The 19443-nt window shown below is 63.1% G+C and carries 12 protein-coding genes and 2 pseudogenes; 7 read left to right on the top strand and 7 right to left on the bottom strand.

Annotated features, from left to right (window positions below):
• Nucleotides 1-14: 14 nt before the first annotated feature.
• The 5 genes from AC3WLT_RS00595 to pdxR form a co-directional block, all read right to left on the bottom strand.
• Entirely contained in the window at nucleotides 15-935 is a 921-nt protein-coding gene (locus AC3WLT_RS00595; RefSeq protein WP_492589773.1) for a cation diffusion facilitator family transporter, read from the bottom strand.
• 177 nt (nucleotides 936-1112) lie between these two features.
• Nucleotides 1113-5954 carry an NAD-glutamate dehydrogenase gene (locus tag AC3WLT_RS00590; protein ID WP_492589771.1) on the bottom strand — a complete coding sequence of 1614 codons (4842 nt, stop codon included), beginning with the start codon at nucleotides 5952-5954 and terminating at the stop codon, nucleotides 1113-1115.
• 154 nt (nucleotides 5955-6108) lie between these two features.
• Nucleotides 6109-6885 (bottom strand): alpha/beta fold hydrolase, encoded by a 777-nt coding sequence (locus AC3WLT_RS00585; protein WP_492589769.1) that lies wholly within the window; start codon nucleotides 6883-6885, stop codon nucleotides 6109-6111.
• A complete protein-coding gene (locus AC3WLT_RS00580; protein WP_492589767.1) occupies nucleotides 6882-7919 on the bottom strand; it encodes a M14 family zinc carboxypeptidase in 1038 nt (345 codons plus the stop codon). Before AC3WLT_RS00580 ends, AC3WLT_RS00585 begins: the two co-directional genes overlap by 4 nt.
• Nucleotides 7920-8258: 339 nt before the next feature.
• Nucleotides 8259-9770, bottom strand: a complete 1512-nt coding sequence (gene pdxR, locus AC3WLT_RS00575) for a MocR-like pyridoxine biosynthesis transcription factor PdxR (protein ID WP_492589765.1) — start codon at nucleotides 9768-9770, stop codon at nucleotides 8259-8261.
• A gap of 146 nt (nucleotides 9771-9916) precedes the next feature.
• Here pdxR and AC3WLT_RS00570 point away from each other — a divergent pair, with 146 nt between their 5' ends.
• The 4 genes and pseudogenes from AC3WLT_RS00570 (at nucleotide 9917) to AC3WLT_RS00555 (ending at nucleotide 14549) form a co-directional block, all read left to right on the top strand.
• On the top strand, nucleotides 9917-11206 hold the full coding sequence (locus AC3WLT_RS00570) for a 4-aminobutyrate--2-oxoglutarate transaminase (protein ID WP_492589763.1): 1290 nt from the start codon (nucleotides 9917-9919) through the stop codon (nucleotides 11204-11206).
• 1066 nt (nucleotides 11207-12272) lie between these two features.
• A complete protein-coding gene (locus AC3WLT_RS00565) occupies nucleotides 12273-13733 on the top strand; it encodes an NAD-dependent succinate-semialdehyde dehydrogenase (RefSeq protein WP_492589761.1) in 1461 nt (486 codons plus the stop codon).
• 159 nt (nucleotides 13734-13892) lie between these two features.
• Nucleotides 13893-13997 (top strand): annotated as a pseudogene (locus AC3WLT_RS00560) (lipid A biosynthesis lauroyl acyltransferase); the annotation flags it as partial.
• Between the two features lie 249 nt (nucleotides 13998-14246).
• The gene (locus AC3WLT_RS00555; protein ID WP_492589759.1) at nucleotides 14247-14549 is read left to right on the top strand and encodes a hypothetical protein; all 303 of its coding nucleotides are present in this window, start codon (nucleotides 14247-14249) and stop codon (nucleotides 14547-14549) included.
• 35 nt (nucleotides 14550-14584) lie between these two features.
• Here AC3WLT_RS00555 and AC3WLT_RS00550 read toward each other — a convergent pair.
• Nucleotides 14585-14794, bottom strand: a pseudogene (locus AC3WLT_RS00550) (LysR family transcriptional regulator); the annotation flags it as partial.
• A 31-nt stretch (nucleotides 14795-14825) separates the two neighbouring features.
• Nucleotides 14826-15071, bottom strand: a complete 246-nt coding sequence (locus AC3WLT_RS00545; protein WP_492589757.1) for a hypothetical protein — start codon at nucleotides 15069-15071, stop codon at nucleotides 14826-14828.
• A gap of 645 nt (nucleotides 15072-15716) precedes the next feature.
• On the opposite strand from AC3WLT_RS00545, the gene AC3WLT_RS00540 reads away from it, so the two are divergent.
• From AC3WLT_RS00540 to AC3WLT_RS00530, 3 genes are all read left to right on the top strand, one after another.
• The gene (locus AC3WLT_RS00540) at nucleotides 15717-17000 is read left to right on the top strand and encodes a multidrug effflux MFS transporter (RefSeq protein ID WP_492589755.1); all 1284 of its coding nucleotides are present in this window, start codon (nucleotides 15717-15719) and stop codon (nucleotides 16998-17000) included.
• 123 nt (nucleotides 17001-17123) lie between these two features.
• A complete protein-coding gene (locus tag AC3WLT_RS00535; protein WP_492590116.1) occupies nucleotides 17124-17870 on the top strand; it encodes an SDR family oxidoreductase in 747 nt (248 codons plus the stop codon).
• A gap of 344 nt (nucleotides 17871-18214) precedes the next feature.
• Nucleotides 18215-19387, top strand: a complete 1173-nt coding sequence (locus tag AC3WLT_RS00530) for a patatin-like phospholipase family protein (RefSeq protein WP_492589753.1) — start codon at nucleotides 18215-18217, stop codon at nucleotides 19385-19387.
• Nucleotides 19388-19443 lie beyond the last annotated feature (56 nt).

Raw genomic sequence — 19443 nt, 5'->3', positions numbered from 1 at the left:
TGTCGCAAGGCGAGTCAGGCGCCAGCGGTTCGAACGCGCGGCACGTCCGGCTCGAAAAACACCCAGCGCACCTGCGGAAACGCGGCCTGCAAGTCGGCTTCGATCACGTTGATCGCATCGACCATCGCACGGCCGCTCGCGTAATCGATCATTTCCGCCTGCACGGCGACGACCACATGCCGGCCCCATTGCAGCGTAATCATATTGATGATGCCGCGAATCTCGGTCCGTGCGCGCAGATGAGCCTCGATTGCACGGCGCACTTCCGGGCTCGCCGATTCGCCGACGATCATCGACTTCACTTCACGCGCCACCAGCCACGCAATCACCATCAGCAGCAAGCCCACGCCGATCGAGCCCAATGCGTCATACAGCGGATTGCCGGTCACCATCGTGAGCAGCACGGCGACGAACGCCATCGCGAGGCCGGCCAGCGCGGCGATGTCCTCGCCCGCCACGACCAGCAGCTCGGATTCGCGGGTCTCGCGAAACCAGCTCCACATGCTCTTATCGGGATGGGTCTTGCGGATCTCCTTGACGGCGCCCCACAGCGACAGCGCTTCGAGCACCACCGAAACGCCGAGCACGACGAGCGCCACATACGCATGCTGCAGCGGCTCGCGCGCGAACAGCCGATGCACGCCCTCATACACCGAAAACGCTCCGCCCACAAAAAACAGCAGCAACGCGACGAGCAGCGAATAGAAATTGATCTCGCGGCCCTTGCCCATCGGGTGCAGCGGACTCGCCGGTTTGCGCGCTTCACGCAGGCCGAACAGCAGCAGCAATTGATTGCCGCAATCGGCGGTGGAATGAATGGCTTCGGCGAACATCGAACCGGAACCGGTGAACGCCGCGGCGGCGAACTTGCAGACGGCGATGCCGAGGTTGGCGGCGAGCGCATACAGAATGGCTTTCGGCGATTCTTCTTTCATCGTCGTTAATTGTTTTCAGTGAGTTTTCGGAAGGGTTGCGGATGGGTTTCGGAGAGCTTTCGGTTGGCAATAGTTCGTATTATGCGCATGCCGGGCGGCATGCGTCCAACCGGCGCCGTTCTTGCGCCAGGCCTCGTACCCTGTTCCGCACCGTCCCCTCGCTCGCGGCCCGTCGAGCTAGACCCGTTCGAGCGCCGCCATCTCACGCACGATCACCAGCAGCATCGACAGGCTCGCGCCGCCGGTTGCCCGCAGATCGGCAAGCAGCCGCGCGTAGCGTTCCAGTTGTGAGGAGCGCCGCTCGCGCCAGGCGTGAACCAGCGTATCCGGCATCGACGCTTCGTCGGCATCGGCCAGCGCGCTCGTGGACAACGCGCGCTTCAGACGCGCAAGTTCGGCCAGCGCCGAGGCGCGCGCCAGCATGTCCCAGTGTGTCGGCGCCGCCAACGCCACCGCGCGCTCGCTGATCCAGTGGTAGTTCAACAGCGTGCCGAGCGCGAAGTACACGCCCGCCACGAGTTCGAGGCTGCGCCCGCAAGTGGCGGCGACTTCGGCGATATCGAGCAAAGACGCGGAGATTTCGCCGCTCGCGATCCGCACCGCCAGTTCGCTATCGACACCCGCATCCGCCAGCACGCGCTGCCGCTCGGAGAGCGCTTCCAGATCGGCGGCCGGCAACAGCACGGGCCATTGCGGCGCGAGGCGTTGCGCGGCATCGCGGCAACGCGCGAGCAGACCGGCGACATCGCCGCCGCTCACCGCGCCCGATTGCAACTGCCTCAGGAACCACAACGCCGCACGTTCGACGAGCCGCGCGACTTCGACGAACATGCGCGCCTGCACGTCGTCGGCGACGCGGTTATCGAGCGCGTCGATACTGCGCCATACCTCATCGAGATCGAACACGTCGCGCGCCATGATGCACGCCCGCACGATCTCGCCGGGTTCCGCGTCAGTCTCTTCCATCAGGCGATGCACGAACTCGCAACCCACGCGGTTCACCAACGCGTTGGTCAGATGCGTCGCGAGGATTTCACGCCGCAGCGGATGCCGCTGCATCGGTTCGCTAAAGCGCTGCCGCAACGGTTTCGGGAAATACTCGATCAGCATGTCGCCGACGAGCGGGTCTTCCGGCATCGACGATTCGAGCAGCGCGTCGTACAGCCACATCTTGCTGTACGCGAGCAGCACCGCGCGTTCGGGCGAGGCCAGCCCATGTTTCGCGGCCTGGCGCTCGGCGATCTCTTCATCGGTGGGAAGAAACTCGATTACGCGATTCAGACGGCCCGCGCGCTCCAGATAGCGCATCAAGCGCGCCTCGGCGTCGAACAATTCGACGCCGTAACGGCCCGCAATCGACAACGCCTGGGTCTGATAGTAATTGTCCTGCAACACCAGCAAACCGACTTCGTCGGTCATTTCCGCGAGCAGCGCATTGCGCTGCTTCCCGGTCATCTCGCCGTCGGAAACGACGAGGCCGAGCAGAATCTTGATGTTGACTTCGTGATCCGAACAATCGACGCCCGCCGAGTTGTCGATCGCATCGGTGTTGATGCGGCCGCCGCGCTGCGCGAACTCGATGCGACCGAGTTGCGTGAGGCCGAGATTGCCCCCTTCGGCCACCACCTTGCAGCGCAGATCCGCGCCGTTCACGCGGATCGCATCGTTGGCGCGGTCGCCGACTTGCAGATGTGTTTCGCCGCTCGCCTTCACATAGGTGCCGATGCCGCCGTTGTACAGCAGATCGACCTGCGCCTGCAAAATCGCGCGCATCAGCTCGGCCGGCGCCAGCGCCGGCGCATTGATGCCGAGTACCGACTGCACGGCCGCCGACAACGGAATCGTCTTGGCGGTGCGCGGAAACACGCCGCCGCCCGCCGAGATCAGCGACGGATCGTAGTCGGCCCAGCTCGAACGGTCGAGTCCGAACAGACGCCCACGCTCGGCAAGGCTGACTGCCGGATCGGGATTCGGGTCGAGAAAGATATGCCGGTGATCGAACGCGGCCACCAGTTTGATATGCGGCGACAACAGCATGCCGTTGCCGAACACGTCGCCCGACATGTCGCCGATGCCGACGACCGTGAAGTCGGTTGTCTGCGTATCGACACCCATTTCGCGGAAATGCCGCTTCACCGATTCCCATGCGCCGCGCGCGGTAATCGCCATTCTCTTGTGGTCATAGCCGACCGAGCCGCCCGAAGCGAATGCGTCGTCGAGCCAGAAGCCGTATTCCTGCGAAATGGCGTTCGCGTAGTCGGAGAACGTAGCGGTACCTTTGTCCGCGGCGACCACCAGATAGGGATCGTCGGGATCGTGGCGCACCACGTCGGGCGGCGGCACCATGGCCGTGCCCGCGAGGTTGTCGGTCAAATCGAGCAGGCCGCGCAAAAACGTCTGATAGCATGCAATGCCCTCGCGCATCCATACATCGCGATCGGTTGGCGGCGGCGGATTCTTCACGACGAAGCCGCCTTTCGAGCCGACCGGCACGATCACGACGTTCTTCACCATCTGCGCCTTCATCAGGCCCAGCACTTCCGTGCGGAAGTCTTCGCGGCGATCCGACCAGCGCAGTCCGCCGCGAGCGACCCGGCCGCCGCGCAAGTGCACGCCTTCCACACGCGGCGAGTACACCCAGATCTCGAACATCGGTTTCGGTTCGGGCAAACCGGGCACCTGCGCCGGATTGAACTTGAACGACAGATACGGCTTCGGCTGTCCATCGGCGCCGAAGCGATAGTAGTTGGTGCGCTGCGTCGCCTTGATCACGCCGAGAAACTGCCGGAGTATGCGGTCTTCGTCGAGATTGGGCACCTGATCGAGGGCGCTGTCGATCGTCTTCAACCAGCCGTCCACGCGTGCTTCGCGCGTATCGCCGAGCACCGGGTTGAAGCGCGCGATGAACAACTCCACCAGCATGCGGGCGATCGCCGGATTGCCGGTCACCGCGCGTTCAATGTAGGCGTCGCTGAAGGTCGATCCCACCTGCCTCAGGTACTTGGCGTAAGCACGCAGAATCGTCACCTCGCGTGCATTCAGTTGCGCGCGCAGCACGAGGCGGTTGAAATCGTCGCTTTCGATCGCGCCCGTCCACACCTGCTCGAACGCTTCTTCGAACAGGTCTTTTACGCGTTCGATATCGAACTCCGTATCGTCCGCGACTTCGAGACCGAAATCGTGAACCCACGCAGGCGTCGCGCCCACCGCCTCGATCAGATAGGGCCGCTCTTCATCCACACGCACGCCCAGGTGCTCGAGCATCGGCAAGCTGCGCGACAGCGCGATCGGCAAGCCGGCACGATAGACCTTGAAGCGGAACGCACGCGGTCCCACTTCGATCGGGCGGTACAGGTTCATCGCGAGCCGCTCGCTGCCTTGCACGCGCTCGATCAGTTCGATATCGCGCACCGCGGTGCGGGCCGGATAGTCGTCGCGATAGCCGGCGGGAAACGAATCCACGTAGTGTTGCAGCAGACGGTTGCCCTGCTCTTCGCCGAATGCGTCGAGCAAGGCGTCGGCGAGATCGTCCTGCCAACGGCGCGTGACCTGCACGAGCCGCGCTTCGAGTTCGCGCGTGTCGACGCTGGGCATGCCGTCGGGCTTCGCATGCACCACGAAGTGAATGCGCGCGAGCGTCGCCTCCGACAGCAACGGCGTGAATTCGACGCTCGCGCCGTTGAACGCATCGGCCAGCAGGTTGGCGATGCGCCGGCGCAGATCGGTGTTGTACTTGTCGCGCGGCACGAACACGAGGCACGACACGAAGCGATCGAAGCGGTCGCGCCGCACGAACAGACGCGTGCGCTGATGCTCCTGCAAACGCAGCACACCAAGCGCGATGTCGTAGAGCTGGTTTTCGTCGGCCTGGAAGAGTTCGTCGCGCGGATAGGTTTCGAGCACCGTCACCAGCGACTTGGCCAGATGACCTTTCGGCAAGAATCCGGCGCGCCGCACGATGTTCGCGCATTTGCGGCGCACGATCGGTATTTCCGAGGCCGATACAAAATAGGCGGTGGACGTATAGAGGCCGATGAAGCGCCGCTCGCCCGTGATCTTGCCATCCGCGCCGGCCAATTTGATGCCGACGTAGTCCAGATAGCCGGGCCGGTGCACGGTTGCGCGCGAGTTCGCCTTGGTCAGGAAGATCGGCGACGGGCCGGAGATGATATCGGCTGCGGCGGGCGGCAACGGCGTGATTTCGGGCGTGCCCGCGGGACGCTGCGCGTCGCGCAGAATGCCGAGCCCGGAGCCGGGCACAGCGCGCAGACCGAAACCGATATCGTGCTGCACCAGTTCATAGTCGCGCTGGCCGAGAAACGTGAAGTGATCGGCCACCATCCATTCGAGGAACGCGCGCGCCTCGACGCCTTCCGGCCCCGCCTCGCCGGCCTTCATGCCCTTGATGGTGGCGCGCGCGAGTTCGACGATCTTCGGCCAGTCTTCGACCGCGGCGCGCACGTCGCGCAAGACCTGCGCGATCTCGTCACGCAATGCATCGAGCTTTGCCGCGTCGCCGCAACGATCGACTTCGAAGTGGATGAACGAGGCAAGCTGCGAACGCGTATCGGCTGCGTCTTCGGCGCCCTGGCCCACACGCACGATGCTGCCGTCGGGGCCGTGCCAGATGCGAAACACCGGATGCACGACCGAATGCAGCGCCAGCCCGAGCCGGTTGACCGCCATCGATACCGAATCGACGAGGAACGGCATGTCGTCGTTGACGATCTCGATCACCGTGTGATCGGAGTGCCAGCCGTGCTGTTCGAGGATCGGGTTATAGACGCGCAACCGTTCGCTGCCGGGCACGAAGCGCTGCGCGGTTTGCCAGTGCGCGAGCGCCGCGCCATATAGATCGGCAATGGCACGGCTTTGCAGATCGTCGGCGTCGACGAAATCGTAGTAGTGCCGCAAAAAGGGCTCGACGACTGCGAAGGCTGCTTCAGGCAATCGCCCACGCGCAAATTCGAAGACATCGTTCAGCAGGTGCGTGACGGCTTCTTCATTCTTTGCTTGCATGATGAGCTCTCCGGCGGCCGGCAATACCGGCCATAGCGTGTATCGCTTGAATCGCATGCACCGGAATTATGCGCCTGCCCGCCCGAAAAGCGATGTGCAATCGCACATAGGTTATACCCGCCACCGGTTGCCCCTGATGGGGTGGGCTGCCCGTTTAAAGCGCCTCTTTCGGCGCGCCCGCATGCTCGGCCAGCCACGCGCGGACCTGCTCGCTGGTCCACGCCGGGTCGTCGTGCGGCAGATCATGACCGGCCTGCGGATGCTCGCGATGCTCGGCGCCCCACGCCACCGCGAGCTTGGCGGAACATACCGGACTCACCAGTTTGTCGCCGAGCGAAGACAGTATCAGCGTCGGGCAACCCGGCTTCTCCCGCCCGGCGCTAAAGCACGCGGCCGCCCACAGTTGCCGCAACGCGTTGCCTCGACTCACCGGCGCGTGTTGACGAATTTCGCTCCATGCGGCGAGATCGGCGGCTCGCGTCTGAACGTCATTGCACGTCAACCGATGAATGCCCGCTTCGGCGCGCGGGGCATCGCGCCAGTGCGCGGCCACCTCGAAGAGCGTGGGCCACGCGGATAGACGCAGCCGCTCGTGCATACGGCTGAATGGCCGCATGCTGGTATTGATCAGCACGAGCCGCTCGATCTCGCCGGGATGCCGTTGCGCCCAGTCGGTCGCCACCATGCCGCCAAGCGACATCGCGAGCACGCGGTACGGAGCGGTCACGCCACTTTGCAAAGCAGCAATCCGGACGAAGCCCACCATATCCGCCACCGCAGCCGGCGCGCGCAAGTGGTTGAACTCGCCGTTGCCGGGCAGATCGAGCAGCAGCAGGCGATCGGTGCCGATCGCCTCACGCAGGCAACCGGGTAAGCGGCCCCAGTGCCGTGTTTCGCGGGTGAGTCCGCGCAATAGAATCCACGTGCTCATACGCGGTCCGCTTCTTTGTACCAGTGCGCGATTGCGCTTTGCAGCAGTTGTTCGCGGCGGTTGCCCTGCGGCAGCCAGCGTTGCGCCGAGAATGCCGCGCGCGCCAGAAAGTCGAGCAGGTTCGCATGACGCCGCAGCACACGTGCGGTGCGATGCGCTTTCACGGGATTGAACATGCCCTGACGCGAAAACAGCTGGCGCGGATTCTTCTTGATCCACAGCCACGAACCCAGTTCGAGCGTCATCGGCAGAAATACGTTGGGGGGCGGCGTATTGTCGTACGCGCAGTCCCACAGGTCGCCGTGCAACAGATACTGGTGGCTCTGCGGTTCGAACTTGTAGCCGTGATGCGGATGCGAGCGCTCAAACATGGTTTTCAGCACGTACATTTCCGGCAGATGCGGCATCAGCTTGCGGGTTCGCGCATACGGAAACCAGATGCTGTCGCTCCAGCCATAACCCGAGTGGCAGTCGAGCGCGAAACTGAGCGGCCGCGCCGCCAGCTCAGTTTCGACCACATGTAACAGCGCCGCGGCTTCCGGCTCCATCGGCTCGCCTTCCCGGCCGCGATACCAAGGCAGCCATGCGCCCACGCGCTGACCGCCGGCGAGCAGCGGCACGCGTGCGTCGGCATTCTGCGGCGCGTTGCGCATCAGATCGACGCCATTGGGGTTGGCGCGCGTGGCCGCCCACATACCGCCCGGATTGACGATCGGCATAAAGATCAGACGAATCGACTGCAATTGCCGCACCAGCAGTTCGTCCCATTCGAGCCGCGCCAGCAGCGCGCGCATGTAGTCGAGCACGAGTTGCGAGCCGATCCGCTCGAGCCCGTGAATACCGCCGAAAAAACCGATCGCCGGCGCAAGCGGATCGGTCGAACCCATGCTCGCCGTGCGCACCGCGAATTGCCTGCCGCGCACCGTCGTCTCGCAGACGGTGTGGATTTCGAAGGTGGCGCTGCCCTGTTCGAGGATCGTCTTGAGATCTTCGTACTCCGCAAAACTGTCGGGAAGAAAGCTCAAAGGCTGCATGACGACGCTGAATGGAACTGCAAGGTTATTGGGGCGGCACAGCGAATGACGCAATATAGCCTGGCTTGCGGCGATCATGAATGTCGAGGGCCGCCTCTTGCTAATCCTGTCATACGGGCGTCATTTTTTGTTCGAATAGATGACTCGAATCTGTCTTGATGGCGACGCAAAAGAATGCATCAGCGACACGAGAAGATATAGTCGTCTAGACGTTGCGATGCCTTCCCTCAACCCGCAGCGAAGGCAGATCGTCAAAGCCCGCCTCGCGCAGGGCGCCGTCCTGATCCGGATTTGAAGCCGTGAAGCGTGTGCGCGCACGCTCATGTCATGTGCTCAGCCTCACGCGAATTGCGGGAGCGTCGCGTCGATCGCATCGGCGAGCGTGTTGAAGGCCGGCGCGATCTCCTCGTCCGGCACGCACGCGTAACCGATCAGCAAGCCCGACGGCGCGAGCGACGGTTGCGCGTAATAACCCGACAAGGGCCGCACGACGATATTGCGCTCCAGCGCCGCCGCAGCCACCGCGCGGTCGTCGGCGCCTTCGGGCAACTGCATCACCAGATGCAAACCGGCGTCGCCGCCCACCGCCGGCAACGCATCGCCATAACGCTGCGCGGCGGCATCGAGCAGAGTCTGACGCCGCTGACCGTACAGCGTGCGCATCTTGCGGATGTGCGAGGTGAAATGCCCTTCCGCGATGAACTCCGCGAGCATCGCCTGTTGCAGCAACTGTCCCTCGCGATACAGCTCCGCGCTCGCGGTCGCAAAGCTCTCCGCCAGCGCCTCGGGCACGACCAGGTAGCCGATGCGCAAACCCGGAAACAGCGTCTTGCCGAAGCTGCCCACGTAAATCACCTGCCCCGACGTGTCGAGACCTTGCAGCGACGCCAGCGGCCGGCTGCCGTAGCGGTATTCGCTGTCGTAGTCGTCCTCGATGATCCAGCATTGGTTTTGCCGCGCATATTCGAGCAGCATGCGGCGCCGCGCGAGGCTCATCACCATGCCGAGCGGATATTGATGCGACGGCGTGACGAGCATCAGCTTCGGCGGCTGCGCGAGGTCGTCGGCTGACGGATTGATGCCCTCTTCGTCGACGGCGATCGGCCGCGATTGCAGGCCGGACACGTGCAGCACGCTGCGCACGCCCCAATAACAGGGGTCTTCGGTCCAGATCACGTCGCCCGGATCGGACAGCAAACGCACCGCCAGATCGACCGACTGGTGGATCCCGGTCGTGATGATGATCTGCTCGGGGGTGCAACGCACCGAGCGCGAAGTCCGCAGATAGTCCGCCAGCGCGTGCCGCAACAACGCCAGACCGCCGCCCGGCGCATAAGTCAGCAGGTCCGGGCGCAGCCGGCGCCAGTACTTGTTATGCAGGCGGCTCCACACGCGGGCCGGAAACTTCGTGACGTCCGGCACGCCCGGCATGAACGCGCCCCATTGGCGCTTGGACACGCCCGCGCCGGCAATCAGCCGCGCGCCGCGCGTGGACAGCGCGCGCTTTGCCTGCAACGGCAGTGGCAGCGGCTCGGGCTTCGCCGCGGGCGCCTCCGCGTCCGGCGCGCCGACGATTTCGTCCGGCGCGCTATCGGCGACGAACGTGCCGCGGCCGGTGGCCGAACTCACATAACCTTCGAGCGCCAGCTGCTCATACACTTGAGTGACGGTATTGCGCCCGATGCCCAATTCCTGAGCCAGCAAACGCGACGAAGGCACCTTGGTGCCCGCCGGCAATTCGCGCGACAGGATCGCCTGCTGCAACAGACGATGCAGCTGACGATAGATCGGCTGGCCGTTGCCACGATCGAGGCGCTGCGCCAGCCAGTCGGACAAAACGCTCGCGCGCACGATTGGCTCCTACATTTTTATTGAAATGGCTCTGAAGTTAAGAGCCAAATCTCATTATAGTCGCTGCATGTGCTGCGCTGCGGGCGCGGCGTCCGCAGGCGGCCCCCCCGCAGGCGGCCCCCCGCAACAACCGAGGAGCAAAGGAGATGACTGTGACGAATGCTGAACTGAAGAGCCGCAAGGATGCTGCCACGCCGCGCGGCGTGGGCGTGATGTGCGATTTCTACGCTGCGCGCGCTGAGAACGCCGAGTTGTGGGACGTCGAGGGCCGCCGTTTCATCGACTTCGCTGCGGGCATCGCGGTGTGCAACACAGGCCACCGTCATCCGAAGATCGTGGCGGCGATCCGCGACCAGCTGGATCATTTCACGCATACCGCGTATCAGATCGTGCCGTACGCGTCGTATGTCGAACTGGCTGAGAAGATCAATCAACGCGCGCCGGGCGACTATCCGAAGAAGACCGCATTCTTCACGACGGGCGCCGAAGCCGTTGAAAACGCGATCAAGATTGCCCGCGCCGCGACAGGCCGCCCGGGCGTGATTGCCTTTACCGGCGGTTTCCACGGCCGCACGCTGATGGGCATGGCGCTGACCGGCAAGGTTGCGCCGTACAAGCTCGGCTTTGGACCGTTCCCTTCGGACGTATTCCATGCACCGTTCCCGAATCCGCTGCACGGCGTGACGACGGCCGATTCGCTGAAGGCGATCGAGTTTCTGTTCAAGGCCGACATCGATCCGAAGCGTGTCGCGGCGATCATTTTTGAACCGGTTCAGGGCGAAGGCGGTTTTTATCCGGCGCCGGCCGAGTTCGTGCGCGCATTGCGCAAGCTGTGCAACGAGCACGGGATTTTGCTGATCGCTGACGAGGTGCAGACGGGTTTTGCCCGTACCGGCAAGCTGTTTGCGATGCATCACTATGACGTGGTGCCTGATCTGATGACGATGGCCAAAAGCCTGGCAGGCGGCATGCCGTTGTCGGGTGTCGTGGGCCGTGCGGACGTGATGGATGCTGCGGCGCCTGGCGGCCTTGGCGGCACTTACGCAGGTAACCCGCTGGCGGTGGCTTCTGCGCATGCCGTGCTCGATATCATCGATGAAGAGAAGCTCTGCGAGCGGGCTACCGTGTTGGGTGATCGCATTAAAGCGAAGCTGATCGCGCTTCAGGGCGAGGTTCCGCAGATTGCCGATGTGCGCGGGCCGGGGGCGATGGTCGCTGTCGAGTTCTGCAAGGCTGGCTCGTCCGAGCCGGACGCGGAGTTTACCAAGCGGGTGCAGGCTCGTGCGCTCGAGCGCGGGTTGTTGTTGCTCGTTTGCGGGGTTTATTCGAACGTCGTTCGGTTCCTGTTCCCGCTCACTATTCAGGATGCTGTGTTTGATGAGGCTGTTGCCATTCTTGAAGATGTGGTTAGGGAGACCGTGACGGTCGCTGTTTAAGGTTTTTTTGCCTTGCGAGGCGCTATGTCCTGGTGCCCGCGGCGGTGGTCTTTCTTTTGATGTGCCTGCGGCGGTGGCCTTTCTTTTGTTATTAGTTTATTAGCGTTGCCCCTGGTTGTCTGCCTACGGCGTGTGCCTTTCCTTGATTATGGTTGCCCGCGGTTGTCTGCCTACGGCGTGTGCCTTTCCTTGATTAGGGTTGCCCGCGGTTGTCTGCCTATGGCGTGTGCCTTTCCTTGATTTGATATTGGTTTATTAGCTTTCCCCCTGTGCGGGGGAGCACCTACTTTTCTTTGCCGGCCGCAAAGAAAAGTAGGCAAAAGAAAGCGGCTTCACACCGCAGGTACTAAGCGGGCACCTCTATGATCAACGGGGAGTGGAGGCCACCTGATCTGTGCCAGTGCAGCTTCACGCCCTGGTGACAAGGCAGTCATCCACCCCTTCTCGCACTGCGTGCTCGCCGGCAAGGTCTGCAAGGGAAACCCGGGGCTTCGTTTGTGCACAGCCGAAGCCATCGGCTTCGCCTCGGCGGGGTGCAGATGTGGATTACTAAGCAGAGCTCGGGCCCAATGGAAGCCATCGGCTTCGCCTCGGCGAGATGCAGATGTGGATTACTAAGCAGAACTCGGGCGTAATGGCGCGGCGCGCACGCGTGAAATGGCGAGCTACGCCCCGCGCAAGACGCAGGCGCCAATACGTAGCGGGCGGTTGGATGAAGTACCTTGCCGGCGAGCGCGTAGCGCGAGAAGGGGTGGATGACTGCCTTGTCACAGGCACTCACAGACCGCGGTGTCGTCCGGCAGGTTTCCACTACCCGTGGTTGACCGAGGTGCCCGCTTCAGAACTAGCGGTTTGAGCCGCTTTCTTTTGCCTACTTTTCTTTGCGGCGGCAAAGAAAAGTAGGTGCTCCCCCGCACAGGGGGAAAGCTAATAAACCAATACCAAATCAAGGAAAGGCCAAAGAAGTCAGAACAAGGAAAGACCAACGCCGTAGGCAAACAGACATAAGAACCGCCGAGCAGGCAAAAATCCCAATCGAATTTCAAATTACGCGGAGCACGACAAAGTGACGACATTGACCTTGAAAGACCCGACTCTGTTAAAGACAAAAGCCTACATCGCGGGCGAATGGCAAGGCGCGGACGACGCGACGACTTTTGAAGTAAAGAACCCGGCCACAGGCGAAACTATCGCAACAGTGCCCCGCATGGGCACAACAGAGACCCGTCGGGCGATCGACGCGGCAAACGTATCATGGCCTGCATGGCGTGCAACGACCGCAAAACACCGCGCATCGGTACTCAGAAAATGGCATGACCTCATGCTGGAGCACGCGGACGATCTGGCCCAGATCCTGACCACAGAGCAAGGCAAGCCGCTCGCCGAAGCAAAAGGCGAAATCCAATACGCCGCCTCTTTCCTGGAATGGTTCGCCGAAGAAGGCAAACGCGTCAACGGCGACACCATCCCCACGCCGGCAAGCGACAAACGCATTGTCGTGACGAAAGAGCCGATCGGCGTCTGCGCGGCCATCACGCCGTGGAACTTCCCGGCGGCCATGATCACCCGCAAAGTCGGTCCCGCCCTCGCGGCCGGCTGCCCGATCATCGTCAAACCGGCTGAAGCCACGCCGCTGTCAGCACTCGCGCTTGCCGTGCTGGCCGAACGCGCGGGCGTGCCGCGCGGCGTGTTCAACGTCGTCACCGGCGAGCCGAAAGCCATCGGCGCGGAACTGACCGGCAATCCGATCGTGCGCAAACTGTCGTTCACCGGTTCGACGCCGGTCGGCCGTCTGCTAATGGCGCAGTGCGCGCCGACGGTCAAGAAAGTGTCGCTCGAACTCGGCGGCAACGCGCCGTTCATCGTCTTCGACGACGCGGATCTGGATGCGGCCGTCGCCGGCGCCATTGCGTCGAAGTATCGCAATAGCGGCCAAACCTGCGTCTGCACGAATCGCTTCTACGTGCACGACAAAGTCTACGACGCGTTCGCCGCGAAACTGCGCGACGCAGTCGAACAGCTCAAGGTCGGCCGCGGCACCGAAGAAGGCGTCACGCAAGGCCCGCTCATCAACGAAGCCGCCGTGCTCAAGGTCGAATCGCATATCGAAGACGCACTCGCCAAAGGCGCACGCATCCTCACGGGCGGCAAGCGTCATGCGCTCGGTCACGGGTTCTTCGAACCGACGGTGCTCGCGGATGTCACGCCGGACATGAAGGTCGCGCGCGACGAAACCTTCGGGCCGCTCGCGCCGCTGTTCCGCTTCTCGTCGGACGAAGAAGTGATCCGGCTCGCCAACGATACCGAGTTCGGCCTCGCGTCGTATTTCTATAGCTGCGATATCGGCCGCGTCTGGCGCGTCGCCGAAGCGCTCGAATACGGCATGGTCGGGATCAACACCGGTCTCATCTCGAACGAAGTCGCACCGTTCGGCGGCGTCAAGCAATCCGGCCTCGGTCGCGAAGGCTCGCATTACGGTATCGACGACTACGTCGTCATCAAGTACATGTGCGTCGGCGGGATTTGAGGAGCCACCGAAGGAGGCACCCACGCCGAGTTGTCCAACGCCAGGCGCCGGTGTCGTCCCGCCGCCACCGCGCAGCGCGACACTCACGTTCTGCCACTTCCCGATCTTCAGATCGACAGTCGTGGCGAACGCCCCTCGCCCTCGATCTGCAGAGGCGCGATGAACGCGTTTCCTGAAAGACAAATTCTGCGCCTTCCAGAACAGTACTACTGGGTCCACAGGCGCTTCAAACATCGCCCGGCAGGCATGCCCGCGGTCTACTAGAATTTGTAATAGCTACCCGGTCGACACCGTCGTGCAGACCCATCCATAGAGTGCTACCTAGCCACACTTCTTCCCGACACCGCTCCGCCTCGCCCGATTCTGGTGATTTGTCCCGGCCTTATCGGCGACGTGTTGCGACGCCGTATTCCGATCGTCGCGCAGTCGCTTACCGGCGCGCGCCTTGGGAGAGCGAATGCCGGCGATCGCCCGGTGGCAATCAAATCCCGACCCTTTTCTGGAGGTCGCCTTATGACTGCCCTTCGTTTTGCCGCCCTTCTCGTCCTGCTCACTGCCGCGTGTTCGCCGGCATGGTCGAATGCGGGTTTTCGTCTCGCGGAAACGGCGCAAACCGATACGCCTGCGCCCAACCCGGCCGCCGCGAACGACCAGCAACACGCTGCGCCGCCCATGAAGGCGCCGATCCTTAGCGTCGGAGTGAGCGATCCCGACACGCAGCTGATCCTGCCTTGGTTCCTCACCGATATCATCAATGCAATCAATACGCCGACGTCGGCCTGCGATTTTCTGTGCACTGTCGGGCACGGCTTGTAGCCTCTCGTCTAACTCACCGAAGCAGGCGCCGGCGCTTACGTCCTCCATCCGTCGCCGACGCATTGTTCCATCGCGCTGCAAAGCGCACGCCTGGCCGCACTATCGAGCCGCGTGTAAGCAAGGCCGATCCCGATGCGGCGCCCAGGAAGATCGAGCGGACGCGCCACGACATTAGGCGGCAAAGCGGTGGCGGCCTCGGCTGGAATCACGCCGATGCCGGGTTCCGCCGCCGCAAGCGTCACCATGATCCGTTGGAAGACAACCCAACCGGAAAGGCTAGTGAGTGGAGAACACCGAAATACCGCCATTGGGGAAACCTGCCGCGCCAGCCTGGAAGGGCACATAGACTTGCCCAAGCGGGCTGTCGATGGCGACGGAATGCGCGCCGGTGCCCACAGGAATCGTAAAGATCAGTTGCCGCGACGCTCCATCGACTACGCCCATCTGCGGGTTAAAGCCTGACGCGGCAGCGACGCCACCTGAGGCATAGTGCCGGGCCGGCAGGAAATAGCGGTTGGACACCAGCTTCTGCGTGTGCGCTACGCGTGTAATGGATCTGAAACATCGACGGCTTTAGAAGGCCACGGTGTTCTCACTCTTCCCTGACTCTTCCCTGCCTCTTCCCTGCCTCTTCCCTGTTACGGACTTCCCGTCCACTCACTCGGCGCTCGCACGAACAGTGTCAGTGCAGTCGGCAGGTGGGCGTGGCAAACCGCATGCCGGGCCGGGCCGGGCCGGGCCGGGCCGGACGGCGGTGGACGCAAAGGCCGGTACACAGCATAGCTGAATTTTACTCAATACCTCGTGCAATCTTAGCCATATTGTTGAGCAACTCGCAACAGCCTAAGATTCACGGCATTGAACGCCGAGGGCCACGCGGCAGACGCTGCCGGCGGTACTTATCCGCGGGTCCACGCCTTCGGTGCAAAGGCGGCTCTGCTCCGCCCGAAGCTCGATCGACCGCTAGCCGTCCGGCGGCGGCTGAATAGCCTTTCCGACCTGATCGTCAAGCTGGCTACCTGTTCCGGGGCTGCATGTCCGTTGCAGTCTCGGCGTCGGTAGTGCCTGAGACCGGACGTTGGCGATCGGCACCGGCGCCCCCGCACCATACGACTGCACGACCGACCGCAAGGATCCGCTTGCGCCATTTTCGAAAGGAGAACGACTATGCAGGCCGAGTTTCCCGGTAGGGCGACTGATGACGCGACCTTGTCCGGCGCCGGCACTTCCGTGCGGCAGACCGCGAATGCGCACAGCTTCCGGATCCTGGCAATCCTGAGCATGCTGATGGCGTTCGCATCGATTTCGACGGACCTTTACCTGCCTGCCCTGCCCGCCATGGCTGCGGCGCTTCATGCCAGTACCGGCACCATCGAGCTGACGATTTCCGGCTATCTGATCGGCTTCAGCCTGGGTCAACTTTTGTGGGGGCCCGTTGCCGATCGATACGGTCGCCGCTTGCCGGTCGCCATCGGTCTTGTGCTGTTCATCGCCGGTTCGGCCGGCTGCGCGCTGTCGACCAGCGCGCCGATGCTGGTCGGCTGGCGCGCGCTGCAAGCCGTGGGCGCCTGCGCCAGCGTTGTGCTTGCCCGTGCGATGGTTCGCGATCTCTACACCGGCCACCGCGCGGCCCAGATGATGTCCACCCTGATGACGGTGATGGCGATCGCCCCGCTTGTTGGACCCAGCCTGGGCGGACAGATCCTTCATGTGGCGTCGTGGCGCGCCATTTTCTGGACGCTGGTAGGCGTCGGTCTGATGACGCTCGCCGCGCTCTACGCCCTCCCCGAAACATTGCCGCCGCAGCGCCGCAGCCGCGAACCGCTGCGCAGCGCGCTGGCCCGCTACGGCGAACTGCTCGGGAATCGCCGGCTGCTCGGCTACGCGGGCGCAGGCGGGTTTTTCTATGGCGGCATGTACGCCTATATTGCAGGCACCCCGTTCGCGTACATCACCTACCACCACGTATCGCCGCAGCACTACGGCCTGCTGTTCGGCGCAGGTATCGCCGGCATCATGATCACCAACCTGATCAACTCGAGATTGGTGATGCGGCTCGGCAGCGATCGCCTGATGCGCGCCGGCACCATCGGTGCGGCACTCGCGGGCATGCTGCTGGCGGTCGACGCGCGGACTGACTGGGGCGGGCTGATGGGTCTTGTGATTCCGCTTTTTCTGTTCGTCTCCGCGACCGGTTTCATCGTTGCCAACTCGATTGCCGGGGCACTGGGCACGTTGCCGGAACGCGCGGGCGCCGTGTCGGCGCTGACCGGTGCGATCCAGTACGGCACCGGCATCATGGGATCGGCTCTGGTCGGTGTCTTCGCGGACGGCACACCCTGGCCGATGGGATGCGTCATCGCCCTTTTGGGCGTCGGCAGTCTGCTGTGCGCGCTGTTTCTGGTCCCATCTCCCGCGGCCACGGCCAACGAGGCGACGGCCGCCCGTTGAGCTGGCAGCATCGGCTGCATATTCAGGAGGTGCGCGCAGGAAAGGCGCGGCGCCTGGAAGCCCTGAAGCAAAGGATGGATCTTCAACCAAGGTCGGATCAAACGAGGAGTCGATATCATGACCATGAGCAACAACATCGAAGGAAAAGTCGTCGTCATCACCGGCGCGAGCAGCGGGCTGGGCGAGGCGACCGCGCGGCATCTGTGCGCACAGGGCGCAAGCGTCGTGCTGGGTGCCCGGCGCGTCGATCGCATTCAGTCGCTGGCGGACGCGCTGATCCGCGACGGCGGCAAGGCAGCCGCCGTGGCAACCGACGTCACCCGCTACGATGACGTGAAGAAACTGGTCGATACGGCGGTACAGACCTTTGGCCGCGTCGACGTGATGATTAACAATGCCGGGCTGATGCCGAACTCGCCGCTCGAGCGCCTCAAGATCGACGACTGGAACCGAACCATCGACGTGAACATCAAGGGCGTGCTGTACGGCATCGCTGCGGCCCTGCCCTACATGAAGCAGCAGAAGGCCGGCCATATCATCAACGTCTCGTCCGTGGCCGGCCATAAAGTGCGGCCCGGCAGCGCCGTCTATGCGGCCACCAAAAGTGCCGTGCTCATGCTGTCCGAGGGGCTGCGCCAGGAGGTCAAGCCCTATGACATCCGCACGACGGAGATCTCGCCTGGCGCGGTGGACACGGAACTCCCGAACAGCATCACCGAGTCGGATGTCGCCGGGAACATCCACAAGTTCTATGAGGAGTACGCGATACCTGCCGAGTCGTTCGCGCGCGCGGTCGCCTTCGCGATCGGTCAGCCGGCGGAAGTCGACGTGAACGAAATCCTGTTCCGGCCCACGCGCCAGGAGCTCTAACTGCGGTACGGCGGTGAAACCGGGTAACCCTCTCGAGGAACGGACGCTACAGATCGAACGCGTGAAGCGAAAAGCAGTCACAAACAGTCACAAACGCAACCTGTTCGTCTCAAGAAATCGCTCTATCGAGCGCTTCAGCACATCGGCCACGCCGCCGGAATGCTCAGTCGCGAGGAATCGATCTGCCCGCCGCGGCGCCGCGCAGAAGTAGCAGCGAACGGCAGGTGCGTCATGCCCTTCGAGGACTTGTATCGTCTGAAGAAGCCACGTGCCGATCTCACGCCACGCCGACCCTGCACGTGGCAGAATCACCGGCATCGCAGCATTCGTCCGGGGGACTGACAATGACGGCAAAGGGCAACAAGACGCACGGCGAACGCGACGTTGACCCGGCCGGCCGGTCGGGCGCCGCGCCGGACCTTCCCGGACAGGTTGTGCTGGTCTTTCAGGGAGGCGGTGCTCTCGGCGCGTACCAGGCTGGGGTTTATCAGGCGCTTCATGACGGCAAGATCAAACCCGACTGGGTGATTGGTACATCGATTGGCGCGATAAACGGCGCAATCATCGCCGGCAATCCGCCCGAGAACCGAATTGCCCGGTTGACCCAGTTCTGGAACGGCGTGGCGCGTCGAGACATCGATGCGGCAAGCTGGTTGCCAGGACTCGCAAACTGGTCGCGCGACCTGGCGATCGTCACGCAAGGCGTGCCGTCGTTCTTCACTCCGCAGCTGGAGTCCTGGGCGAGTATCCAAACGCGCGTCGGTTCCGAACGGGCGGCATTCTATTCGACAGAGCCACTGCGTGAGACCTTGTCTTCACTGGTCGATTTCGATTACCTGAACAGGAAGACCACGCGGCTGACCGTTGGTACGGTCAATGTCCGTAGCGGACGTATGCGGTATTTCACCAATCGCGACGCGCTGCTGGACGTCGAGCATGTGATGGCATCCGCCGCTTTCCCACCCGGCTTCCCGTCGGTGCGACTGGAAGGCGAATCATACTGGGACGGCGGCGTCTATTCGAACACGCCGCTCGAAGCCGTGCTCGACGACCGGCCGCGCTGCAGCTCGGTGATTTTTTCCGTGCAATTGTGGCCCTCGAGCGGTCCGGAACCCGAATCGATTCTGCAGGTCATGAGCCGGCAGCGCGACATTCAGTATTCGAGCCGCGCGGAGAGCCATCTCGATCGACAGAAGCAGATTCACCGGCTGCGTCATGTCATTCGCGAACTCAGCCAATACATCCCCGAAGAGAGGCGCAATGCCCCGGAGATTCAGGAGCTTCTCGGCTGGGGCTGTGGCACGACGATGCAGGTATTGGAACTCGACGCGCCGGCATTCGACAACGACGACCTGAACAGGGATATCGATTTTTCGTCGAGTGGCATCGAGCGGCGCTGGGCGGCAGGTTATGACGACACGACCCGCTTACTGGAACGTGCACCCTGGCGCGAAACACTGGACCCTATGGAGGGCATCTCGGTCTTTCGAATGGCCTCCGCGGAAGGTCACGGGTAACCCGCACGATCGCGGCAATCCGACACGCCAGGCTCGCCTGTTGTCTCAACGCGCTA

It is taken from the genome of Paraburkholderia sp. FW306-2-2C-D06C (genome assembly GCF_058781505.1).
This window is presented reverse-complemented; position numbering and strand designations above follow the sequence as displayed.